Genomic DNA, 23573 nt, shown 5'->3' on the forward strand with positions numbered 1-23573 from the left:
GGCCGTATGGTGGGCCTCGGTTGGAGTGCTCGTGGACGCCGGTGATCTGGCCACAGCAGAGCTGATCGTCGACAGGCAAGGAGACAAGCGGGCCCTCGGCCACCTCGCGGCGGGCGCGGCAGCGTGCTAAAGGCTGTCCCCGTAACCATCCGCGCCACTCCCCAGGACCTCGGAGCCCTCTAAGGTGGGGGCAAGGATCAATCCGGGAAGACGCTGACTAGATTTCTTGGCATGTCTTCGCATCTCAGTCATGGCGCTTCGGGCGCCCTGCGACGCTTCGCCGGATGGATTGCTCGCGGGTCGGTGGGCCATCCGATGCTGGACGGGATCGATTACTGGGAAGAGCTGCGCGATTCGCCCTCCCAGATGGAGATCTGCGTCGCGATCTTCGCCAACGTCCTCGAACTGGACGAGCAGGGCGAACCGGTCAATGAGAAGTACGCGGAGCGCCGGGCTGCAACCTATCTCTACCACTACTGCACCGGGAAGCTGCCTCCCGGGGAGCCGGACATCGAGCCCTGGGAGTGCGCACTTTATTGACCGTCACCGTGCGACGCCGTCCGAGCCAGGTTGACCCCGCCCGCGACCCCGCCCCCCTGCATGGGGTGGGGCTATCCGGTGAGGACGAGGTTGTGCAGGCGGGTGATGCCCCGCCCCGGAGAGTCGGCACCCTCGCGACGCAGCGCGGTCACCAACTTGCCGAAGGCGCGAGGACTCAGGCCGGTGAACGGGGCTATCCAGACACCTCACGGCGCCAAGCCGTCAAGCCGGGACAGCGGGCACGAGCTCACTGTTCGATTTCGAGGGCCTGCCGGTGGTCATCAGAGAGCGTCTTTGGTGTGGTCTCGGGCGAAGTCCCAGGGGGCGGGTGCATTGGCGGCCGCGTACTCGTCTGCGATGCCGAAGACGCTCCCGCATCCTGGACATTCCGCCTGGCCGAACAGGTGCGTCAGGCCCCAGGCGAGCCGTTGCTGGCCATCCCGTACGGCCGACTCGTGCAGCATCCTCCCGGTGCCGGTCAGCTCGTGCGGGACTGCTGGCCGGAGCGGGATCTGGTGGACATCCCCCAGATTCCAGTCCCGGATAGAGGAGTAGCAGCCGTAGTCGCCGACCGCGGTTGTCACCGGTGCGTCGCAGTGCGGACAGGCGACAGTGACGAAGGTATCGGTGAAGTCGTCCAGGGCCTGGAACCATAGGGGCTGGCCGTCGAACGCGAGCATGGCCCGCAGCCGGCTCAGGTAGATCTTTCCGTCCAGGCCGGACCGCAGCCGGGCGGCGGCCATGGCGCGAAGCTCGGCCAAGGCCGCGGTGCAGCGGGCGACTTCTTCGTCGGCGCCGTGAGGTTGCAGGAGGCCACCCGCTATGGCTCCGGCCAGATCGAGCGCCCAGTCCCCGGCGCCCTCGGTCTTCGCGATGTCCGCCAGCTGCGGCAGTGCGGCGATGCTCGCCGGGGTGATCGTCCCCTGGTGGCACAAGCGCCCCCAAAGCCAGTCGATGGCCTCCCGGTCACCACCGATGGCTCGATCCAGCAGCCCGGGTATCGCGTGTGCCGGACCGTAGGCGTCGTGGAGTGTGGACCAGTCGATCATTCGGTGATTCAAGCACGCTGCGGAGCGACCTCCGAGGCGCGGTGAGTCGTGAGCGGGATCACCTACGCCACCGCCAGTGCTGGGGCCTGCGGCGCCGGGAACGCGGTGTGCTCATCGAACAGGCGGCGGTTCTTGAGGCAGTGGTGGAGCTGGCCCAGCATCCGGTTGAACAGATTGCGCTGGCCAGCGGCGTGCCAGTCTCCGTGGTCGTCACGTCGCCGCCGGTAGTGGGCTTTTGGCACCGGGCGAGGCAGTGATCGCTGAGAACGCCCAGAGGTAACCGGCGTGGTTGAGCCGGTTGTTCTTCACCCATCGTCTGGTAATGCTGGACTTCTTGCCGGAGGCCCGTGTGACGGGTGAGGCGCCCGCGTAGGCCTTCAGGCCGCGGGCGTCCGCGAAGCGGGTGCGATCGTCTCCGATTTCGGCCAGCACCCGGGCGGCAAGCTGGATACCGAGGCCGGGGAAGCTGAGAATAATTTCGGAGTCCGGGTGCTGCGGGAACGCCTCCTCGACGGCCTGGGCGAGGTCGGCGGCGGCGATGCAGGCGGCCGTGAGCTGTCCGAGTAGGGCGAGCGTCTGCTTGCCGAGCGCATCCTCGACAAGCTCGGGCTGACGGGCCCAGTCGGTGCGGAAGGCCTCGCGCAGCCGCTCGACGTCCGCCTCGATGCCGCGCTTGCGGCCCGCACGCTTGAGAGCCGCCGTGATCTGGGTGCGAGTCAGGCTCGCGGCCTTGGCCGGTGTCGGCGCGAGCTTCATCAGCTCGCGGGCCTCCGGTCGGCACAAGCCGTTGTCCCACTTGGCGAAGGCCTCCAGAGCAGCGGGGTAGTACTCGCGCAGCAGCGAGCGGAGCTGGTTGGCGACCTGCTGTCGGTTCCAGACCGCGTCCTGCTGAGCACGGGCCAGTACGGCGATGGCGCGGGCCAGGTCGCTGTCGTTCGGTAGCGGCCGGTGGGCAGTTCGTGGCACCAACGCACCCCACGGGCCCCGGTCTCTTCGGGAGCTCTGACGGCTCTGGAGTATCAGGAGGTCACCGTGCGGCGGGCTCACGCCACCAACGCCAACGAGTGATCAAGCGGACAGTGTTGACGGTGGTGGCGACCTCGAAGACACCGAGCGCCGCCGCTCTGGATAAAGGGATCGAGTACCCAGACGGCTCCAGGCGTACGTTCGGTGCCCGCAAGGCTGCCACCACCTGCACTGTGGAGACCGGGATGAGCGAAGGGCATTGGTACCCGGCGCTCGAACGGACTGGTGGCTAGCCCCGTTTCTCACGGCCCATTACCAAGGAATTAGAACGGCTCGGACGCCGTGATCACGCCTGATACGGTCGAGATCATCGCAAGCGAGATCGCTTACGGGACAGCCCTTAGGCGGCGGGTGAGCTGGTAGAGCCGGTGGGTGGTGTGCTGGCGGCCCTTGTCGCCTTCGACGTCCTCGACTTCGAAGACGATGCAAAGGCGGACTCGACGAGGGCTCACGGGAGCGACGCTACGCGGGTGTCGAGGCGCGGCGGGGAGCGGCACGAACGACCTCATTCGTTCGGATGGCGCCGTTCGGACCGGTTCGGCTCATCCGAATTCGGCGCTCGCAAGCCGAACGGGCTGTTCGGGTAGCACCTCTGTTATGAGGTGCGCCACGCCGCGCACCAAGCGATCCTCACTGTGTTGCCGGAATGCACTTGGCCGTGGTGTCCATGGACCACTTGCTGGGCACAGCCAACCTGCTCCCCGAGGTGATGCATCAGACGACGCGACAAATGCTGCTCACCTGGGTAGGGGTTGCTGGCGTCCGTTCAGAGCGTCACTTCTAGCCAGCTAGCGGCCAACCCACGCGGGACCTACTCACCAACCTGACTCAAGCGTGGGGGCGGTGGGAGGCACACCAGGCGCACGCTTCTCTTGGCGAACTCCCCTACCCACCCGGGGTTGTCATCCGGCGAGTACGGGGATGATGTCGGAGCCGTACGCGTCGATCGTCGCCTCCTTCGCGTCGTGCATGGCGTACACGGCGAACTGGTCGACGCCCAAGGCCCGAAGCGCCTTCAGTTTCGCGATGTGGGCGGCCGGAGGGCCCAGGAGGCAGAAGCGGTCGACGATCTCGTCGGGGACGAAGTCCGTCGAGGGGTTTCCGGCGCGGCCGTGGTGGCTGTAGTCGTAGCCCTGGCGGGCCTTGATGTACGAGGTCAGGGCCTCGGGGACCATGGACGAGTGCTCGCCGTAGCGGCTCACCAGGTCGGCGACGTGGTTGCCGACCATGCCGCCGAACCAGCGGCACTGGTCGCGCGCGTGCGCCAGGTCGTCGCCGACGTACGCGGGGGCGGCGACGCAGATGGTGACCGAGGAGGGGTCGCGGCCGGCCTCCTCGGCGGCCCTGCGTACCGCCGCGACCATCCACTCGGTGAGGAAGGGGTCGGCGAGCTGGAGGATGAAGCCGTCGGCCTTCTGCCCGGCGAGGGCGAGGGCCTTCGGGCCGTACGCGGCCATCCAGACCGGGAGCTTGCCGTTCTTCACCCAGGGGATGCGGACCGGCTGGCCGTCGACGAGCGCCTCGCGGCCCTCGGCGAGGTCGCGGATGACGTCGATCGCCTCGCCGAGGCGGGCGAGGGTGTTGGGCTTGCGGCCCGCGACGCGCATCGCGGAGTCGCCGCGCCCGATGCCGCACACGGTGCGGTTGCCGAACATGTCGTTGAGCGTGGCGAAGGTGGAGGCGGTCACCTCCCAGGTCCGGGTACCCGGGTTGGTGACCATCGGGCCGATGGTCAGCCTCCGGGTGTGTTCCAGGACCTGGCTGTAGATGACGAAGGGCTCCTGCCACAGCACGGCGGAGTCGAAGGTCCAGCCGTAGCGGAAGCCGTTGCGCTCCGCGCGCCGCATCAGGCCGACGACCTGTGACGCGGGCGGGTCGGTCTGCAGGACGAGTCCGAAGTCCACTGTCCAGGCCTCCTAGTTCAGGTACTGGCAGGTGGAGCGCGGCGTGTAGAGGCCGTGCCCGGCGCGGCCGGTGAAGCGGCGGTCCTCGATGACCGGTTCGCCGCGCGAGAGGACGGTCTCGACGCGTCCGGTGACCCGTTTGCCCTCGTAGGCGGAGTAGTCGACGCTCATGTGATGGGTCTCGGCGGAGATGACCTGCTCGGCGTGCGGGTCGTAGAGGACGATGTCCGCGTCGGCGCCCGGGGCGATCGTGCCCTTCTTCGGATAGAGGCCGAACATCCGGGCCGGGGTCGCGCAGGCGATCTCGATCCAGCGGCGCCGGCTGATGTGCCCGTCGACCACGCCCTGGTGGAGCAGGTCCATACGGTTCTCGATGCCCGGCAGGCCGTTGGGGATCTTCGAGAAGTCGCCGCGGCCCAGCTCCTTCTGCCCGTTGAAGCAGAAGGGGCAGTGGTCGGTGGAGACGACCTGGAGGTCGTTGGTGCGCAGCCCCCGCCAGAGAGCGGCCTGGTGCTCGCGCGGCCTCAGCGGCGTACTGCACACGTACTTGGCGCCCTCGAAGCCCGGCTCGGCGAGGTTGTCGGTGGAGAGGAACAGGTACTGCGGGCAGGTCTCGCCGTACACCGGCAGGCCCTTGTCGCGGGCGGCGGCGAGTTCGGCGACGGCCTCCTCGGCCGATACGTGGACGACGTAGAGCGGGGCGCCCGCGACGCGCGCGAGCTGGATGGCGCGGTGCGTGGCCTCCGCCTCCAGCAGGACCTTGCGGACCTCGCCGTGGTAGCGGGGATCGGTCTCGCCGCGGGCGAGGGCCTGTTCGACGAGGACGTCGATGGCGATGCCGTTCTCGGCGTGCATCATGATCAGGCCGCCGTTGACGGACGCCCGCTGCATGGCGCGCAGGATCTTGCCGTCGTCGCTGTAGAGCACGCCGGGGTAGGCCATGAACAGTTTGAAGGAGGTGACGCCCTCCTCGACGAGCAGGTCCATCTCCTTGAGCGAGGACTCGTTCACATCGGAGACGATCATGTGGAAGGCGTAGTCGACGGCGCACTTGGCGTCGGCCTTGGCGTGCCAGGCGTCGAGCCCCTCGCGCAGCGCGTGGCCCGCCGTCTGGACGGCGAAGTCGACGACGGTGGTGGTGCCGCCCCAGGCGGCGGCGCGCGTGCCGCTCTCGAAGTCGTCCGAGGAGAAGGTGCCGCCGAAGGGGAAGTCGAGGTGGGTGTGGGCGTCGACGCCGCCCGGGATGACGTACTTGCCGGTCGCGTCGATCACGCGCTCGGCGGACGCCGTCCAGGAGGCGGCGATGTCCGTGCCGTGGGCGGCGAGGGCGGCGATGCGGCCGTCCTCGATCAGGACGTCGGCGTGGGTCTCGTCGGAGGCGGTGATGACGAGGCCGTTGCGGATGAGGGTGCGGGTGTTGCTCATGGTGCGGCCCCCTTCGGCGGTTCGGCGGTTCGGCGACTGGTTCGAGTTCGGATTTCGGCTCAGAGCGAGCGCAGGGCCCGTTCGAGGATGGCGGCGCCCTCCTCGGCCTCGGCGACGGTCAGGGTGAGCGGCGGGGCGATGCGGAGCGCGGTGGTGTGGTGGCCGCCGCCCTTGCCGATGAGCAGTCCGCCCTCGCGGGCCGCCTCCAGGACGGCGGCGGCCGCCTCGGGGTTCGGCTCGTCCGTGCCGGGCCGCACCAGTTCGACGCCGATCATCAGGCCCCGGCCGCGTACCTCCCGTACGCACGCGACGCCGGCGCCGATCGCGCGCAGCCGCTCGATGAGCAGGCCGCCGACGCGGCGGGCGTTGCCCTGGAGGTCGTGTTCCAGGAGGTACGAGAGGTTGGCGAGGCCGGCCGCCATGGTGATGGGCGAGCCGCCGAAGGTCGAGATGGAGTTGGCGGTCAGGCAGTTCATGACCTCGGCGCGGGCGACGACGCCGCCGATGGACATGCCGTTGCCGATGCCCTTGGCGAAGGTGAGGATGTCGGGCGGGCCGCTCGCGGCGTGCGCCTGCCAGCCCCAGAAGTGCTCCCCGGTACGGCCCCAGCCGGTCTGCACCTCGTCGGCGATCCACAGGGCGCCGTGCCGGGCGAGCACCTCGCGGAAGGCGGCGTACAGCCCGTCGGGCGGGGAGGTGAAGCCGCCGACGCCCTGGATGGGCTCGGCGATCAGCGCGGCGACCTCGCCGGTGTGCCCGAGCAGGTCCTCCAGGTCCGCGACGCACGCCTCGGTGAACGCCGCGTCGGTGAGGTGGGCGTACGGGCCGCGGCTGCGGACGGCGCCGTGCACGTACAGCGTCTGCAGCGGGGAGAGGGTCGTCGGGGTCCAGGCGCGGTTGCCGGTGATGGAGACGGTGGAGAAGGAGCGGCCGTGGTAGCTGTTGCGCATCGCCAGGATCTGGTTGGTGCGGCGGTACGCGGTGGCCAGGAGCAGCGCCGTGTCGTTCGCCTCCGTACCGGAGGTGGTGAAGAAGACGCGGGCGTCGGGGATGCCGGAGAGGTGGGCGACGCGCTCGGCGAGCTCCACCATGGGGCGGTTGAGGTAGAGGGTGGAGGAGTGGAGGATCCGGCCGGCCTGCTCGGTGACGGCCTTGGTGACCTCGGGCAGGGCGTGGGCGGTCATGGTGGTGAGGATGCCGCCGAAGAAGTCGAGGTAGCGCTTGCCGCTCGCGTCCCAGACGTACCGTCCCTCGCCGTGGGTGATCTCGATCGGCTCGGCGTAGTAGAGCGCGAGCCAGTCGGGGAGGACGGCCCGGTGGCGTGCGTGGAGGTCGGGGGTGCTGTTGCCCATCACGGCTTCACCAGCCCGTCGTACGCGTCGGGGCGGCGGTCGCGGTAGAAGGCCCACGTCTGGCGTACGTCGTCGATGAGCCGGAAGTCGAGGTCGCGGACGACCAGCTCCTCCTCCTTGTCGGAGGCGACGTCGCCGACGAACTGGCCGCGCGGGTCGACGAAGTAACTGGTGCCGTAGAAGTCGTTGTCGCCGTACTCCTCCTGGCCGACGCGGTTGATGGCGGCGACGTAGTAGAGGTTGGCGACGGCGGCCGCGGGCTGTTCCAGCTGCCAGAGGTGGGAGGAGAGGCCGCGGTGGGTGGCGGACGGGTTGTAGACCAACTGCGCTCCGTTGAGACCCAGTTGGCGCCAGCCCTCCGGGAAGTGGCGGTCGTAGCAGATGTAGACGCCGACCCGGCCGACGGCGGTGTCGAAGACCGGCCAGCCGAGGTTGCCGGGGCGGAAGTAGTACTTCTCCCAGAAACCCCTGACCTGCGGGATGTGGTGCTTGCGGTACTTGCCGAGGTACGAACCGTCGGCGTCGATGACGGCGGCGGTGTTGTAGTAGAAGCCGGGGCTCTCGATCTCGAAGACCGGAACGACGATCACCATGCCGGTCTCGCGGGCGAGGTCCCGCATGCGGGTGACGGTCGGCCCGTCGGGGACGGGCTCGGCCCAGCGGTAGTGCTCCGGCTCCTGGACCTGGCAGAAGTACGGGGCGTTGAACACTTCCTGGAAGCCGATGACCTTGGCGCCCTGCCGGGCAGCCTCGCGGGCGTGCGCCTCATGCTTGGCGATCATGGATTCGGTGTCGCCGGTCCAGGTCGCCTGGACGAGGGCGGCGCGCACGATGTGGGACATGAGCTGCTCCTTCGGCACGGCGTCGACGAGCCTCTGCGAGTCTCTACGCACGTAGACGCGGTGCGTAGACAGTGAACGTAAGCCTCGTCACATCACGGGGCAAGACCGCCGCCGTGAACCGACGGAGTCGATCACGTTTCGCACCCGAGTGGTCGACACTCGGTGCTTCTCGGGCGTTTTCGGGTGGGCTGGGCGAGGGCGTCGTAAGGAGGGCGGCTGGGGGGCCGGGCGGCTGGAGCCCGCGGGAAGCCCCCGCAGCGGGCGCCTGGCGGGGCGGCGGCGGGCCGGGGCACTGCGGGGCCGAGCCCGGCGGAACCCGGCGCGCGCCCAAAGACCCCCGGCACCATGCCCCCGAAGACTCCCGCGCCCGGCACCCCAAGGCCCTCGCACCCCGCGCCGCTCGCCCCACCCCCGCGCCCGAAAACCCCGGGCTCCCGGGCCCACCGGGACCGCCCACCGGGACCGCCCGCCTGGTCAGCGGCCTCGCCAGGCCCAAGCCCCCGCAGCCCCGCCCCGCACCCGGGCGGCGGCCGGAGGACGGCGGCCGGGCGCGCAGGCCCCGCGCGCCTCAGGTGCCGTCGTACGCCGCCCTCGCCTCGGCGACGCCGGCGCCGTACCGCCTGGCCCAGTCGCACGCCACGTCCATCGGGCCGAGCAGCGAGCGGCCGAGAGCGGTGAGTTCGTACTCCACCCTCGGCGGGTTCTCGTCGTGGACGGTACGGGTCAGGAACCCGCTGCGCTCCATCGAACGCAGCGTCTCCGTCAGCACCTTGGGCGTGATCCAGTGCAGCGGAACGCGCAGTTCGGAGAAGCGGCGCGGGCCGCCCTCGAGGCAGCGCAGCACCACACCGGACCACTTGTCGCCGACCCGGAACGGCTGCACCCGCTCCACGCAGTACGGGTCGTCGAACAGGTCGGCGGGCAACGGTTCTCTCATCCGCCCGAAGCTAGCCCAGTACCGTTGAAGTAACCAGGCGCCCCCGTCCTACGGTCCTCCCATGAGCGAGATCATCGTTTTCGGAGCGGGTGGACGGGTCGGCCGGGTGGCCGTGGCGGAGGCGGTGGCACGCGGCCACCGGGTCACGGCGGTGGTGCGCGACCCCGCCAAGTGCCAGGATCTGGGCGGGCGTTCCGTCACGGTCGTACGGGGCGACGTGACGGACCCGGTGTCGGTCGCCGGCCTCGCGGCGGGACATGACGCGGCGCTGAACGCCTCGGCGCGCCTGGACGTGCCGTCCGAGGAGCACTTCACGGCGGCGGCGAAGGCGCTGCTGGCCGGACTGCCGGAGGCGGGTGTGCGGCGGCTGCTGGTGCTGGGCATCGCCACCACCCTGGAGACGGCGCCCGGTGTGCGGTTGATGGACGCGCCCGGCTTCCCGGAGGCGTACCGGCGGTTCGCGCAGGGCCATGTCGCGGAGTACGAGCTCCTCACGGCGGCGGCCGGTCCCGAGCTGGACTGGCTGATGGTGGTGCCGCCGCTGGACCTGGACGCGGCGGGCACCCGCACCGGCCGCTACCGGACGGCGGTGGGCCGGGTGCTGGACGGTCCGGGCCACCTCGCGCACGCGGACCTGGCGCTCGCGCTGCTGGACGAGATCGACACCCCGCGCCACAGCCGGGTGCAGCTCGCGGTGGCGGACTGAGACCGGGCACCGGCCCGGTCCCGACGGGCCGCCACAGCCCCTAGGGACCGTGCGCGAGGGCGGAAGGCCTTTCGGGCCGCCATCTGATCCGGGGACTTCCTCCGGAACCGGCTGCGCGGCGGTTCCGGGGTCGGCTAGCCTCCCCCTGTCCTCAGCGACAAATCGGTGTTTATGACGCCACGGCGCCGGCCCGTCGGGCCGGAGGGGAAGACTGCCATGACCACTCGCCCGACCGAGTCCGAACTGCTGGCACCCGCCGTGGTGCTGGAATTCTCCGACGACCTGCGGTACGAGGACGTCGACCCGCTGCGCCGCTTCCTGGAGGCGCGGCTGGCCGAGATGATCGCCGCCCAGGAGGAGGGCAGCGACGGGCACTTCGCCGCCGTCCGGCTGCGGGACATCACCGTGTCGGACTCGGTGCACCTGGCCGACATGCTCTCCGAATGGGGACGGGTGATCGTCGCGGGCCGGCACGACCAGCCCGGCCACATCCAGACCCTGCGCCAGAACCTGCCCCACTGGTGGAACCGGCTGGTCGCCAACGCCCAGCACTTCGCCGACCACCCCGAGTACCTCCCCCGCTGGCGCAATCTGCGCTACCTGTGCGTGGAGCACGCCGAGTTCATCGAGGCCGCCAACGAGGGAATGAGCCGCAGCGGCTACGACGGGGTCGACGCGCACCCGTAACCGCACCCGAAACCGCACGTAGCCGCACCCGTAAGCCCACCCCTCGCCGCACGCGGCATCCGACACACGATCACGCCCGGGGACGACGACGCTCGTACGTCCCCAGGCGTCGCTCTGTGCGCGTCCCCGGCGCGTCCCCGGTGCGTCCCCGGCGCGTCCCCGGCATTCCATCCGCCCGCATCTCTTGACGCGGCCCTCGCGGGGTCCCAATACTGACCGCCACATCGATTGGCCAAATCGATTTGGCCCCCGTCCGGGCCGGACCTCAGCCGATGTCGGAGTGCGCCGAACGGAGCTCGCCCGTGTCCAGTCCCCGCCCCACGCCCCCCGTCCCCTCGCCACCGGAGGCCAGCCCCGCCCCCTCCCCCGACGCCCCGGCGGCACCCGCCACCGCCGCCACGGCCGTTGCCACGACCGCCGTCCATCCGGTGGACGAGTCCCGGCCCCTCGGCCGCATCCTGCTCTTCGGGGTGCAGCACGTGCTCGTCATGGCCGCGACCCCCATCTCGGCCATCTTCCTGATGAGCGCGACGCTCCGGCTCGACGCCGGCCTGACCGTCAACCTGCTCTCGGCCGCCTTCGTGCTCTCCGGGATCGGGTCCCTGATCCAGTCACTCGGTCCCTGGAAGTTCGGCCCCCGGCTGCCGTTCGTCATGCTGCCGGGCGGCGCGCCGCTCATCCTCTTCCTCGCCATCGCCGAGCAGCACGGCCTGCCCACCGCCACCGGGGCGGTGATCCTCACCGCCGCGTTCTACTTCGTCGTCCTGCCCGTCTTCTCGCGCCTGCTCGCGTTCTTCCCCGCGCTCGTCATCGGCACGATGATCGTGATCGTCGGCGTCAACCTGGTGAAGGTCGGCGCCGTGCTCGTCACGGGCCGCCCCGGCACCCCCGGCTTCGCCGACCCCACCAACCTGCTCCTCGGCATGGCGACGATCGGCTTCACCGTCGCCTTCTACGCCCTCTTCCGCGGCGTCCTGCGCCAGCTCGCCGTCATGCTCGGCCTGATCGCCGGTACGGTCCTCGCCTTCGTCCTCGGCAGCGTCGACTTCGGCCAGGCCGCCGAGGGCGGCCTGCTGAGCCTGCCCCAGGCGCTGCCCTTCGGCTCGCCGGAGTTCAACCTGATCGCGGCGCTGCCGCTGATGCTGTACAGCCTCGCCTCCATGGCGGAGGCCACCGGCCAGACGGTGATCAACGCGGAGGCGGTCGGCAAGGAGATCGACAAGAGGGCCGACGTGCCGAAGACCATCCGCGGTGACGCGGTCACCTCTCTCGTCGGCGGGTTCTTCGGCCTGCCGCTGATGGTGACGAGCGGCGAGAACATCGGCATCGTCCGCGTCACCGGCGTACGCAGCCGGTTCGTCACCGCCGCCGCGGGCGTCGTCCTGATCCTCATCGGTGTCCTGGCGCCCGTCACGCGCGCCATCAGCGTCATCCCGTCGGCCGTCGTCGGCGGCACGGCCATGGTGGTCTTCGCCGTGATCACGGTGCTGGGCGTGCAGATGCTCGGCCGGGCCCACCTCGACCGCCACACCAACACCTTCATCTGCGCCGTCGCGCTCGCGCTCGGGCTGCTGCCGATCCTCATCCCCGGCGTGTACGGCGGCTTCCCGCCGAACGCCCGAATTCTCCTCGAAAGCGGCGTCGCCGTCGGCGCCTGCGTCGCCGCCGTCCTCAACGTCCTGTTCCACCACGTCCGCCTGCCCCAGTCCCTGTCCCTAACCCGTACTCGTACGCGTACCGAAAGCGACCGATGAGAGACCTGACCCCCGACCGCCTCCGCACCGACGACGGCGGCGCACTGCTGCTCGCGCCCGACGCCGTCCTCACGCCCGACGGGCTGATGGACCACTACGCGGCCGTCGTCGAGGGCGACACCTTCCGCGCCGTCGGGCCCGTACAGCAGCTGGAGCGGACACATCCGCACCTGCGGCCGGTCCGGCTGCCCGGGTACGTCCTGATGCCCGGGTTCGTCGACGCCCACCACCACCTCACGCAGAGCTTCGGCGCCGCGCTCGCCTTCGGTGAGCCGTCGGAGATCTTCCGGCGCGTGTGGGTGCCGCTCGAAGGGGCGCTCGACGAAGAGGCGGTGTACGTGTCGGCGAAGCTGGCCGCCCTCGAATCGCTGCGCGGCGGCTTCACCACCGTCGCCGAGGCGGGCACCCGCGCGTCCGTCGACGTCGAGCTGGTCGCGGCGGCGGCCCGGGACGCCGGCATCCGCTGCGTCCTCGGGCTGGTCTGCAACGACCTCGACGGCGACACCGACACCACGCTGGCGGCGGCCGAGAAGCATCTGGCGCGGTACGGCACCGAGGAGCTGGTCCACCCGTCCCTCGCCGTCTCCGTGCCCGAGGCGGCGACGGAGCGCGCCCTGGCCCGTACCGCCCGGCTGGCCGCCGAGGCGGGGGCGGTGGTGCAGATCCACGTCAACGAGCACCTGGCGTCCGTGGAGCGCTCGCTGGTCCAGCACGGGCTGCGGCCACTGGAGTACCTGCACGAAGTCGGCGCGCTCGGCCCGCAGTTGCTCGCCGCGCACGCCACCCTGCTCACGCCCCGCGAGGTCACGCTCCTCGCGGACAGCGGGGCGGCGGTCAGCTACAACCCCGTGGCCAGCGCCTGGAAGGGCAACGCCGTCGCCCCGGCGACGACGATGGCGGAGCGCGGCATACGCTTCGGGCTCGGCACGGACGGCACGCGCGGCGACGCGTTCCGGCTGGCGGAGGCGGCCGAGTTCGCGCAGCGCCTCACGTACGGGATCGCCACCGGCGACTCGTCGTGCGGCGGCGGCTGGACCTGGCTGGACCGCGCCAACCGGGGCGGCGCGGACGCCGTCGGCCTCGCCTCCCGTACGGGCACGGTCACCGAGGGCGCCGCGGCCGACTTCCTGCTGGTCAACGTGGACACGCCCGAGGTGCGGCTGAGCTGGGACCTGCCGTGGGAGCTGGTGCGGCGCGGCAACCGCGACCAGATCGGCGCCGTGTTCGTGGCCGGACGGCTGCGGCTGTGGGACGGCTGGCCGGTCGACTGGGACGGCCCGGCGCTGGTGCGGCGGGCGGCCGAGCTGGCCCAGGAGGTGCTGCTCCGGGCGCCGGTGACCCGCGTCCACCCGACGGCCGCCGAGGGGTGGGCGGCCCGGCCGTGAGCACGGAGACACTGATCGTCCTCGCCGTCACGGTGGCCGTCGCGGCGTTCGTCCAGGGGGCCAGCGGCCTGGGCTTCGCGCTGATCGTCGCGCCGGTCGCCGGGCTGCTGGACCCGGGGCTGGTCCCCGTGTTCGTCCTGGCGTCGATGATCCCGCTCAACCTGTACGTGGCGTGGCGCGAGCGCGCCTCGCTCGACCTGCGCGGCGCGGGCTGGATCACGGCGGCGCGGCTCGCGGCCACCCCCGGCGGGCTGATGCTGCTGTGGGTGATCCCGGACCGGCGGCTCGGCCTGTTCGTCGGGGCGGCGACCGTGCTGGCGGCGGTGGTGAGCCTCGCCGCGCCCGCGTTCACGCCCGGCCGGGGCGCGTACGTCGGCGCGGGCCTGGTCACCGGCCTGACGGAGACCGCGACCGGGGTGGGCGGGCCGCCGCTCGCCCTGGTCTACCAGCACCGGCCGCCGGCGGAGCTGCGTGCGACGGTCGCCGTCTGCTTCCTCGTCGGGGAAGTGGCGTCGCTGGCGCTGCTGTTCGCGACGGGCGGGGGCGACGTGGGCCAGCTGGGCTGGGCGGCGGCGCTGCTGCCCGCGCTGGCGGCCGGGGCGTGGCTGAGCCGGCTGGTGCACCACCGGCTGGACGCCCGCCGGATGCGGCTGTTCGTGCTGGTCTTCGCGCTCGTCTCCGGAGCGGTGCTCATGCTGGGGGTGTGACACCCGGTGCGACACCCGCTGCGACACCCGGTGTGCGGCGCAGGGACGAGGCGCGAGGGACCACCCGCGGCTCCGGGGGCGTGGCGACGGACGCCGTCGGCTCGCCGCGCAGCCGGCCGAGGAGCAGCTCGACGGCGTCGTCGGCGGCCCGGTCCAGGTGCAGGTCGACGGCGGTCAGCGGCGGTTCGCAGGTGCGGGCGCGCAGCCCGTCGTAGCGGGTGACGACCATGACGTCGTCCGGGACGCGGCGCCCGGCGTCCCGGATGGCCCGTACGGCTCCGACGGCGAAGACGTCCACCAGCGCGCAGACCGCGTCGACGTCCGGGTGCTCGGCGAGCAGGGCGGCGCAGGCGGCGTAACCGGCCTCCTCGCCGCCCTGCTCGGGCGCGGTCGCCACGACCGGCGCCCAGCCGTGCTCGGCGGCGGCGCGTTCGTACGCGGCGCGGGCGTCCACGGTGGAGTGCCGCGCGCCCGCTCCGACGATGAGGGCGGGGTGGCGCGCGCCCTGCTCGCGCAGGTGGTCGAGGAGCAGGCCGGCGACGAGCCCGGCGCGCAGGTCGACGTACGGCGCCTCGTCCCCGGCCGCGACGGGCCGGCCGAGCGCCACGTACGGCAGGCCGCGCTCGCGCAGCTGCGCCACGGCCACGTCGTCCCGGTCGGGCTCGACGACGATGGCGCCGTCGATGTCGACGGAGTACAGCGGGGAGCCGGTCCGCACGGGCGGGACGAGGACGAGCGCGTAGCCGTGGACGAGCGCCCGCTCGGCGGCCGCGGCGGCGACCTCCATGTAGAACCCGAGGCGCGAGGGGCCGCCGGCGACGGCGAAGGGCATCGAGGAGGCGAGGGCGATGGCCTTGGCCTCGCCGCGCCGCAGCCGCTGGGCCCGCAGGTTCGGCCGGTAGCCCAGCTCCGCGGCCACCTTCTTGATGCGCTCCCGGGTCCGGGGGTCGACCTTGCCCAGCCCGTTGAGGGCGTGCGAGACGGTCGTGCGGGACACGGCGGCCGCCTTGGCGACGTCGGCGATCGTCGGCGGCCGCTGGACGGCCGGGCCGACGGCGGGACCGACGGCGGGACCGGCGGGGCCGTTGCCGTCGCCGGGAGCGGGGCCGTCGCCGGGAGCGGATCCGGAGGGGGGCATCTGGGTGGGGGCTCCTCGCTCAAGGTCTCTCACGATGGGTGCTGCCCACATCTTCCCCGACCTCCCCCCGCCGCGGAAAGGCTCGCCCCCGGCCGGTGCACCGGCCGGGGGCGAGAGTGTGTCGCGTCAGCGCCTCACGGGCAGCTGGCGATGGTGCTGCGGGCGCGGTCCGGCGCGGCGTGCTCGACCCGGCACTTGTCGACGTCGAGGCCGCCGTCCACGACGCCCCAGCCGGGACCGGCGGACAGGACGGAGTTGTTGGTGCCGTGGATGGTGTCGACGCCGGGGCCGCCCTGGATGGTGCCGCCCGCCTCGGGGCCGACGGCCTTGGCCTCGATGAGGTCGTTCTCCGAGCCGCCGAGGACCCGGCCGCCGAAGTCGATGGTCCCGCTGGAGATGCGGTCCGTGCCGTCGTTGCCGAAGACCTGGCCGCCGCCGCGGGCGTAGTCGCCGGGGGCGCCGTGGACGCTGCCGACGGTGATGCGGTCGTTGCCCATGTCGCCGTAGACGGTGGCGCCGTGGTCGGCCGTGCCGCGGACGGTGGCGACGATGATGGTGTCGTGGCCGCTGTTGCCGCGGACGGTCGAGTAGCCGTGGCGCGGCATCAGGTGGCTCGTCTGGATGGTGTCGTCGCCGTCGCCGCCGAGCACCTGGGAGTCGAGGATGAGGCCCTTGACCCGGATGTTGTCGTCGCCACCACCGCCCCAGATGATGACGTTCTCGATGTCGTTCTCGCACTCGATCTTGTCGTCCCGGCTGGTGCCGTTGACGCGCTCACCGGGCTCGACGGCCTTGCCGTTGACGGTGCACTGGTGGCTGGGGAGGGCGCTGTGGGCGTCCTCGGCGTGGGCGGGGAACGCCGTCAGGGACGTGGCGATGACGGAGGCGGCGAACGCGCCGCGCACGGCGACGCGGGACGTGCGGGAAGTTCTGGGCATTCCTGGATCTCCTGTGGCTGCTCGTGCCGACGAGCTCCTCCTTGCCCGGCGGGACCACCCGTCCCACGGCAATCCGACACACAGTCACCCGTTCATACGATCAAGTGTGTTTATTTTCCCTTTGGTCCGTCCGGGGGGAGCCCGCCGGGTGCCGCGGGGGCCCGCGGCCGGTCCGGGAACAGATGTCTCCGGCCTGAACGGACCTACGGGAAAGCGAGCACCGGGATGACACAGACCACCACGGCGGAGACCCCGCCCGCGCGCTTCTGGGCGATCGACGACCTGCCCGGCCTGGAGTTCGACCCGCTGCTGGAGGAGGTGCTGCGCGAGGAGCCCGTGGCCCGCATCCGCCTGCCGTACGGCGAGGGCGAGGCGTGGCTCGTGACGCGGTACGAGGACGTCCGGCTGGTGACGTCGGACCCCCGGTTCAGCCGGCGGGCGCTGGTGGAGCGGACGGCGAAGGCGACCGGGATGACGGCGCACCAGATCGCGTCCAGCGCGGGCTTCAACTACGTCGACCCGCCGGACCACTCCCGGCTGCGGAAGGTCGTCGCGAGGGCGTTCACCGTGCAGGGCATGAAGCGGCTGCGCCCGCTCGCCCAGCGGACCGCGGACCGCCTGCTCGACGAGGTGGAGCGGCACGGGCCGCCCGCGGACCTCATGGCGATGCTCCACGGGCCGCTGCCGCTGTCGGTGGTCAGCGACCTCCTCGGCGTACCGGAGGAGGACCGGTCGCGGCTGGCGGGCTGGCCCGACCTGATCATGTCGACCGGGCCGGGCCCGGAGCGCAGCCGCCAGGTGAAGGCGGAGCTGACGGCGTACATCAACGAACTGCTGGAGCTGCGCCGCCGCGAGCCCCGGGAGGACCTGGCGACGGTGCTGGCGGAGGCCCTGGACCGCGGGGAGCTCAACCAGGAGGAGGCCGTCTCCGTCACCACCGCGATCCAGGTCAGCGGCGCGCACGCGGTCCGCAACAACAGCGCCAACATGGTGTACGCGCTGCTCACGCACCCCACGCACCTCGCCCGGCTGCGCGCCGAGCCGGAGCTCCTGCCGCGCGCGGTGGACGAGCTGCTGCGGTTCATCCCGCACCGCAACGGCGTGGGCCTGCCGCGCGTGGCCACGGAGGACCTGGAGGTCGGCGGCGTCCTGATCCGCGCGGGTGAGGTGGTCTACGCCTCGTACCTGGCGGCCAACCGCGACCCGGAGGTCTTCGACGACCCCGAAGCGCTCGACTTCGACCGCGGCGAGCTGGGCCATCTGGCGTTCGGCCACGGGCCGCACCACTGCATGGGCGCCCAGCTCACCCGCATGGAGTCGGAGGTGATGCTCTCCAGCCTGCTCAGCCGGTTCCCGGGCCTCCGGCTCGCGGTGGAGCCGGAGGACATGGTGTGGCAGAGCAAGGGCCTGATCCGGGGGCCGCAGACGCTGCCGGTCGCCTGGTAGCAGCCGTGACGGCCGGCCTTATCGGGCCGGCCGGACCACCATCGCCGAGCCGCCGCCGCGCCGGGTCGTCTCCGCGGCGGCGAGCCAGCGGCCGTCGGGCAGGCGCTGGATGCCGGTGGCCGCGCCGATCTCGGGGTTCTCGCGGAAGCGGTGGCCCAGCGCCTCCAGCTCGGTGCGCAGGGGGCTGCCGTACAGGGCGGGTTCGAGCTCGGTCGTCGTCTGGTTGCGCTGGCTGGCGCGCGGCGCCGCGATGGCCTTGACCAGCGGCAGGTCGCGGTCGACCACGCCGGTCAGGGTCTGCAGGACGGTGGTGATGATGGTGGCGCCGCCCGGCGAGCCGAGGGCCAGGACCGGCCGGGCGTGGCCGTCGAGGACGATCGTCGGGGACATGGAGGAGCGGGGGCGCTTGCCGGGGCCGGGGAGGTTCGGGTCGTGGACCGCCGGGTTCGCCGGGGCGAAGGAGAAGTCGGTCAGCTCGTTGTTGAGCAGGAAGCCGCGCCCCGGCACGGTGATGCCGCTGCCGCCCGTGGACTCGATGGTCAGGGTGTACGCGACGACGTTGCCCCACTTGTCGGACGCCGTCAGGTGGGTGGTGTTCTCGCCCTCGTACGTCGTCGGGGCCGCGGTGCCGGCCGCCGCGCACGGCTGCGGGTGGCGCGGGTCGCCCGGCGCGAGGGGGCTGGTCAGGACGGCGTCGTCGCGGATGAGGCACGCGCGCGCGTCGGCGAACCTCTGCGACAGCAGCCCGCGTACGGGTACCTCCTCGAACGCCGGGTCGCCGACCCAGCGCCCCCGGTCCGCGAACGCGATCCGGCTCGCCTCGATGAACCGGTGCAGGTACCGGGCCTGGGACAGGGACGACAGGTCGGTGCGCTCCAGGATGTTCAGCGCCTCGCCGACGGTGGTGCCGCCCGACGACGACGGTGCCATGCCGTAGACGTCGAGGCCGCGGTACGACATCTTCGTGGGCTTGCGCCACACCGTCTCGTACCGGGCGAGGTCACGCTCCGTCAGGTCCCCGGTCCTTACGGTGCGCCGAGCGCCCTCCCGTACCGGCGGGTCCTGCACGGTGCGGACGATGTCGCGGGCGAGCTCGCCCCGGTACAGCGCCCCGGTGCCGTGCCGGCCCAGCTTCTCGTACGTCCGCGCCAGGTCGGGGTTCTTGAACGTCGAGCCGACCTCGGGCAGCCGGCCGCCCGGCAGGAAGAGCTCGGCGGAGGCGGGGAAGTCGCGGAACCGGGCCTCGTTGGCGGCGGTCTGCGCGCGGAAGGTGGCGTCGACGGTGAAGCCGTCGCGGGCGAGCCGCTCGGCGGGCTTCAGCAGGTCGCGCAGCGGCTTGGTGCCCCACGCGTCGAGAGCGGCCTTCCAGGTGGCGGGCGTGCCGGGGGTGCCGACGCTCAGCCCGCTGGTCATGGCCTCGTCGAAGGGCAGGGGCTTGCCGTCCGCGCCGAGGAAGAGCGAGGCGTCGGCGGAGAGCGGCGCGGTCTCGCGGCCGTCGATGGTGCGCACCTGGCGGGTCTTGGCGTCGTAGTGGACGAAGTAGCCGCCCCCGCCGATGCCCGCCGAGTACGGCTCCGTGACGCCGAGTGCGGCGGCCGTGGCCACCGCGGCGTCGACGGCGTTGCCGCCGCGCCGCAGCACCTCGATGCCGGCGGCCGAGGCGTCGGGGTCGACGCTGGCGACGGCGCCTCCGTACCCCACCGCCACCGGCGACTTGACGGGTGTCGTCGTACCGGACGCGGGCGTCGGTGGCGCGGCCGCGCCCACCGTGAGGGTCGTCGCGGTGACCGCGACGAGCGAGAGGTTCCGTACCGTGGTGCGACGCATCCGTACCTCCAGTCAGACGACCGTCGAACGACCGTCCGGCGAGCGTAACTTCGGGGAGGGCCCCTCGCCAGGACCCCGCCGACACGGTGCCGCTAGCATGCGCGCCCATGTATGACGACGTGCTCAACATCGTGCTCGGTGTGATAGCCACCGGGGTCAGCGCGGGGCTCGGCTGGGTGGCCCGCACGGCCCTGTGGCGCCGCGGGCTCCGCCGCAAGCAGACCTTCTTCGGGCTGCCGGGGAACGCCGAGTGCCTGCTCGTCGTCAACCGCGACGCGGGTACCGACGGCGCCGTTCGGCGCTTCGACGTGTTCGCGCTGCTCGAACTGGCGGCGCTCATCAAGGACTGCGGCGCCCACGCGCGGATCGTGTCGCACGACTCGGCGCAGCAGGGCTTCGGCGAGCGCACCGAGTTCTGCGTCGGCGGGCCGGGGTCGAACCGCCGTATGGAGGCGCACCTGCGCACTCTGCTGCCGGGCCTCTCGGTCTCCACGGCTCCCGAGCCCGTCGAGGACCGGGCGATGTTCACCATCGGCTCCGAGCGCTACCGCGCGGACCCGGGCGTGAGCGAGTACGTGCTCCTCGGCCGGCTGACGGCGGGCGAGGGCCGCAGGCCGGTGTTCCTCTTCTGCGGGCAGCGTGCGATCACCAACCAGGCGGCCACCCGCTACCTGGTGCGCCACCACGAGAAGCTGGCCCGCACGTACGGCGCCGACGGCTCGTTCGTGCTCCTGCTGAAGGTGGTCAACTCGGAGGCGTACGGTCCCGACGTGGTGGAGCTGGTCGCGGATGTGACGCGGGCGGCGCGGACCGCCGACGACACCGCGGCACACGTCACATCCGGCACGGGCGGAAATCTTCCGATTTAACGCAACCGGTCGCCGCCGATCGCCCTCTCACTCGGGGACGAAAGATCGCATCGGAGGTTCCCGTTGACCCTGCTCCGCCGCACCCGCCCGCGCCGCCGCCCCTTCCGCACCACCGCCCTGGCCGGTACCGCGGGTCTTGCCATGGCCGCCCTGACCGCGTGCTCGGGCGGCTCCGGCGCCGCCCAGGCCGCTGACGGGGGCGGCAAGGGCGCCAAGCCCGAGACCCGCATCTCCGTGAACCTCTCGGGCGAGAAGGCCCGGGCGGGAGAGCCGGTCCGCGTGACGCTCGCCGAGGGCACCCTGAAGCAGGTCACGGTCACCGACTCCCAGGGCACCACGCTCACGGGCACGCTCTCCGCCGACGGGAAGTCCTGGACGTCGGCGCGGAGGGCCGCCCCCGGCACCGGCTACACGGTCCAGGCGCGGGACGCGAACGGCGGCACGGCCACGGCGGGCTTCACCACCGCCGCCGCCGGCAAGGTGAACAAGCTGACGCTGGCCCCGGGCAAGAACACCACGGTCGGCATCGGCCAGCCGCTGTCGATCGTCTTCGACCACCCGGTGAAGAACAAGGCCGAGGTGGAGAAGCACCTCAAGGTGACGACGTCGAACAACACCACCGGCTCGTGGGGCTGGATGCAGGACTGGTCGGGCAAGGACCGGGTCGACTGGCGCCCGAAGCAGTACTGGCAGCCCGGCACCAAGGTCACCCTGAACGCGGAGCTGAACGGCATCGACACCGGTGGGTCCGGCGGCTGGTTCGTCCGCGACTACGCCACGACCTTCACCATCGGCAGGAACCAGGTGGTCAAGGCCGACCTCGACACCCACCGGCTCAAGCTGCTGCGGGACGGCCAGGTGGTGAAGGACCTGCCCATGTCGGGCGGCACACCGGGCGGCGAGAAGGCGTCGTGGCGCGGCAAGACGGTGCTGATGTCGAAGGAGGGCACGATCAACATGCGCTCCGAGACGGTCGGCCTGGGCGACGCGTACGACAAGATGGTCGACTACTCGATGCGGCTGACCTGGTCGGGGATGTACGCGCACGCCGCGCCGTGGAACGCCCGCTACATGGGCAACGCCAACAAGAGCTCCGGCTGCCTCGGCATGACGACCGCCGACGCCCGGTCGCTGTACGAGCAGGTGCAGGTCGGCGACCCGTTCGAGGTCACGGGCGGCGACGCGAAGGGCACCCAGGCGCTGAACAACGGCTACGGAGAGTGGAACCTCTCCTGGGCCGAGTGGCAGGCGAAGAGCGCCCTGCGCTGACCGGCGGGGCGGGCCCGCCGCGGCCCTCGTTGACACGACGTCCAATAATCGTTACCAGTGCGTAACTTACCGACGGGTTACTTCGGGTAAGCCCGCCGTGTTTTCCTTCGGTTCACCTTTCAAGCGTTGACCGACGATGGGGGAACGAACCGTGGGAAAGCCGCGCACCGCCCTGCGTACATCCCTGCGCACCACGACGACCGGCGCCGTCTCGGCCGCCCTGGTGGCCGGAACGGCCCTGGGGTTCGCGCCCACCGCCGCCGCCACCGGGACGGCCACCGAGACGACCGCCGGTATACGGTTCGTCGACATCACCGGTGACGGCGGCACCGTGCTCAAGGCCAACGTGGTCACGCCCGCGGACTCCGACGGCACCCGCCGCTACCCCGTGATCGTGCTGCCGACCAGCTGGTCCATGCCCCAGATCGAGTACCTCGCCCAGGCGAAGAAGCTCGCCGACGCCGGCTATGTGGTGGTCGCCTACAACTCGCGCGGCTTCTGGCAGTCCGGCGGACACGTCGAGGTCGCGGGCCCGCCGGACGTCGCCGACGCTTCCAAGGTCATCGACTGGGCGCTGGCCCACACCCCCGCCGATCCCGAGCGCGTGGGCATGGCGGGCGTCAGCTACGGCGCGGGCATCAGCCTGCTCGCCGCCGCCCACGACAAGCGCGTCAAGGCCGTGGTGGCGATGAGCGGCTGGGCCGACCTCATCGACTCGATCTACAGCGGCCGTACGCAGCACCTCCAGGCCGCCGCGATGCTCGGCGGCACCGGCTACCTCACCGGCCGCCCCAGCGCCGAACTGCAGCAGACGCTCAAGGACTTCCTCGCCTCCAACCTGGACCGCGAGGACGAGATGATCGCCTGGGGCGCCAAGCGCTCCCCCGTCACGTACCTCGACCGGCTCAACGCCAACGGCACCGCCATCATGCTCGGCAACGCCTGGGGCGACACCATCTTCCCGCCCAACCAGTACGCCTCCTTCTACGAGAAGCTCACCGGCCCCAAGCGCCTGGAGCTGCGCCCCGGCGACCACGCCACCGCCGAGGCGACCGGCCTGCTGGGCCTGCCCAACGACACCTGGACCAACGCCCACCGCTGGTTCGACCACCACCTCAAGGGCGCGGCCAACGGCATCGACCGGGAGCGGCCGGTCCAGCTGAAGTCCCGCTCGGGGGGCGGCTACGAGGGCTACCCCGACTGGAAGTCGGTCGGCGCGACCGAGCGCAAGATCGCCCTGGCGGACGGTCAGAAGGTGTACGCGAACGTCGACTCGGGCGCCAACGGCGGCATCGTCATGCTGTCCAACGCCCTCGACCAGTTCCTCAAGCTCCCCCCGGTCGCCTCCATCCCGCTCCTCCCCCGCGCCTTCGCCGGCGTGTGGCAGTCCGAGCGGTACGACTCCGCCCAGCGCGTCCGGGGCACGGCGAAGCTGCACACCACGGTCACCAGCACCGCGTCGAGCGGCACCCTCGTCGCGTACCTCTACGACGTGGGCCCGCTCGGCGTGGGCAAGCTGGTCAGCAACGCGCCGTACACCTTCCACGACAAGACGCCCGGCAAGCCGTTCGCCGTGGACCTGGAGCTGTTCTCCACGGCGTACGACGTGCCGGCCGGCCACCGGCTCGCGCTGGTCGTCGACACGGTCGACCCGCTGTACATCGAGCACAACCCGTCCGGCGCGCGGCTGACCTTCTCCTCGCCGGCGTCCGACCCGTCGTACGTGTCGGTGCCGCTGCGCGAGGAGTGATCTCCGGCCGCCGCCGGGCGGG

General features: G+C 71.9%; 20 protein-coding genes and 2 pseudogenes. 10 read left to right on the forward strand and 12 right to left on the reverse strand.

Translation table 11 applies throughout. The annotated features are described in order from the left end of the window. The first annotated feature begins 231 nt into the window (after positions 1-231). The gene (locus tag AC07FJ_RS21455; protein WP_479050955.1) at positions 232-540 is read left to right on the forward strand and encodes a DUF7677 family protein; all 309 of its coding nucleotides are present in this window, start codon (positions 232-234) and stop codon (positions 538-540) included. 107 nt (positions 541-647) lie between these two features. Here the strand turns inward: AC07FJ_RS21455 and AC07FJ_RS21460 are convergent. The 9 genes and pseudogenes from AC07FJ_RS21460 to AC07FJ_RS21500 all read right to left on the reverse strand — a co-directional run. Then, positions 648-737, reverse strand: a pseudogene (locus AC07FJ_RS21460) (IS5/IS1182 family transposase); the annotation flags it as partial. 84 nt (positions 738-821) lie between these two features. Then, positions 822-1589, reverse strand: coding sequence for a hypothetical protein (locus AC07FJ_RS21465; RefSeq protein ID WP_479050956.1), 768 nt, complete (start codon positions 1587-1589; stop codon positions 822-824). A gap of 62 nt (positions 1590-1651) precedes the next feature. Then, positions 1652-2588: pseudogene (locus AC07FJ_RS21470) on the reverse strand (transposase); the annotation flags it as partial. A gap of 353 nt (positions 2589-2941) precedes the next feature. Further along, positions 2942-3067, reverse strand: coding sequence for a hypothetical protein (locus tag AC07FJ_RS21475; protein WP_479050957.1), 126 nt, complete (start codon positions 3065-3067; stop codon positions 2942-2944). A 450-nt stretch (positions 3068-3517) separates the two neighbouring features. Next, entirely contained in the window at positions 3518-4519 is a 1002-nt protein-coding gene (locus AC07FJ_RS21480) for a TIGR03842 family LLM class F420-dependent oxidoreductase (RefSeq protein ID WP_479050958.1), read from the reverse strand. Between the two features lie 12 nt (positions 4520-4531). Continuing rightward, a complete protein-coding gene (gene hydA, locus AC07FJ_RS21485) occupies positions 4532-5944 on the reverse strand; it encodes a dihydropyrimidinase (protein WP_479050959.1) in 1413 nt (470 codons plus the stop codon). A 59-nt stretch (positions 5945-6003) separates the two neighbouring features. Then, positions 6004-7296 carry an aspartate aminotransferase family protein gene (locus tag AC07FJ_RS21490; RefSeq protein WP_479050960.1) on the reverse strand — a complete coding sequence of 431 codons (1293 nt, stop codon included), beginning with the start codon at positions 7294-7296 and terminating at the stop codon, positions 6004-6006. Then, positions 7296-8138, reverse strand: coding sequence for a nitrilase-related carbon-nitrogen hydrolase (locus AC07FJ_RS21495; protein ID WP_361416138.1), 843 nt, complete (start codon positions 8136-8138; stop codon positions 7296-7298). Before AC07FJ_RS21495 ends, AC07FJ_RS21490 begins: the two co-directional genes overlap by 1 nt. Before the next feature lie 568 nt (positions 8139-8706). Then, positions 8707-9075, reverse strand: coding sequence for a winged helix-turn-helix transcriptional regulator (locus tag AC07FJ_RS21500; RefSeq protein WP_479050961.1), 369 nt, complete (start codon positions 9073-9075; stop codon positions 8707-8709). A gap of 61 nt (positions 9076-9136) precedes the next feature. Here AC07FJ_RS21500 and AC07FJ_RS21505 point away from each other — a divergent pair, with 61 nt between their 5' ends. The 5 genes from AC07FJ_RS21505 to AC07FJ_RS21525 all read left to right on the forward strand — a co-directional run bounded on the left by AC07FJ_RS21505 (position 9137) and on the right by AC07FJ_RS21525 (position 14314). Further along, positions 9137-9781, forward strand: a complete 645-nt coding sequence (locus AC07FJ_RS21505) for an NAD(P)-dependent oxidoreductase (RefSeq protein WP_479050962.1) — start codon at positions 9137-9139, stop codon at positions 9779-9781. Positions 9782-9997: 216 nt separating this feature from the next. Further along, a complete protein-coding gene (locus AC07FJ_RS21510; protein ID WP_468288531.1) occupies positions 9998-10468 on the forward strand; it encodes a hypothetical protein in 471 nt (156 codons plus the stop codon). Positions 10469-10770: 302 nt separating this feature from the next. After that, complete coding sequence (locus AC07FJ_RS21515; RefSeq protein WP_479050963.1) at positions 10771-12222, forward strand: uracil-xanthine permease family protein; 1452 nt, start codon at positions 10771-10773, stop codon at positions 12220-12222. Continuing rightward, the gene (locus tag AC07FJ_RS21520; RefSeq protein WP_479050964.1) at positions 12219-13607 is read left to right on the forward strand and encodes an amidohydrolase family protein; all 1389 of its coding nucleotides are present in this window, start codon (positions 12219-12221) and stop codon (positions 13605-13607) included. The genes AC07FJ_RS21515 and AC07FJ_RS21520 overlap by 4 nt, the downstream gene beginning before the upstream one ends. Further along, positions 13604-14314 carry a sulfite exporter TauE/SafE family protein gene (locus AC07FJ_RS21525; protein ID WP_355353084.1) on the forward strand — a complete coding sequence of 237 codons (711 nt, stop codon included), beginning with the start codon at positions 13604-13606 and terminating at the stop codon, positions 14312-14314. The genes AC07FJ_RS21520 and AC07FJ_RS21525 overlap by 4 nt, the downstream gene beginning before the upstream one ends. Here AC07FJ_RS21525 and AC07FJ_RS21530 read toward each other — a convergent pair. Then, on the reverse strand, positions 14298-15452 hold the full coding sequence (locus AC07FJ_RS21530) for a LacI family DNA-binding transcriptional regulator (protein ID WP_479050965.1): 1155 nt from the start codon (positions 15450-15452) through the stop codon (positions 14298-14300). The two genes, AC07FJ_RS21525 and AC07FJ_RS21530, sit on opposite strands and share 17 nt — an antisense overlap. Before the next feature lie 134 nt (positions 15453-15586). Further along, entirely contained in the window at positions 15587-16390 is an 804-nt protein-coding gene (locus tag AC07FJ_RS21535; RefSeq protein WP_479050966.1) for a hypothetical protein, read from the reverse strand. Positions 16391-16615: 225 nt separating this feature from the next. Here AC07FJ_RS21535 and AC07FJ_RS21540 point away from each other — a divergent pair, with 225 nt between their 5' ends. Continuing rightward, the gene (locus tag AC07FJ_RS21540) at positions 16616-17836 is read left to right on the forward strand and encodes a cytochrome P450 (RefSeq protein ID WP_479050967.1); all 1221 of its coding nucleotides are present in this window, start codon (positions 16616-16618) and stop codon (positions 17834-17836) included. Positions 17837-17854: 18 nt separating this feature from the next. Here the strand turns inward: AC07FJ_RS21540 and ggt are convergent, their stop codons facing one another. Beyond that, entirely contained in the window at positions 17855-19663 is a 1809-nt protein-coding gene (ggt, locus tag AC07FJ_RS21545; protein WP_479050968.1) for a gamma-glutamyltransferase, read from the reverse strand. Positions 19664-19770: 107 nt separating this feature from the next. On the opposite strand from ggt, the gene AC07FJ_RS21550 reads away from it, so the two are divergent. The 3 genes from AC07FJ_RS21550 to AC07FJ_RS21560 all read left to right on the forward strand — a co-directional run bounded on the left by AC07FJ_RS21550 (position 19771) and on the right by AC07FJ_RS21560 (position 23551). Continuing rightward, positions 19771-20532: a hypothetical protein gene (locus tag AC07FJ_RS21550; protein ID WP_479050969.1), complete on the forward strand. Its 762-nt coding sequence runs from the start codon at positions 19771-19773 to the stop codon at positions 20530-20532. 63 nt (positions 20533-20595) lie between these two features. Continuing rightward, entirely contained in the window at positions 20596-21801 is a 1206-nt protein-coding gene (locus AC07FJ_RS21555) for a L,D-transpeptidase (RefSeq protein WP_479050970.1), read from the forward strand. Positions 21802-21952: 151 nt separating this feature from the next. Next, positions 21953-23551 (forward strand): CocE/NonD family hydrolase, encoded by a 1599-nt coding sequence (locus AC07FJ_RS21560; protein ID WP_479050971.1) that lies wholly within the window; start codon positions 21953-21955, stop codon positions 23549-23551. The last annotated feature ends 22 nt before the right edge of the window (positions 23552-23573 follow it).

The organism is Streptomyces sp. NPDC045998 (assembly GCF_056430285.1).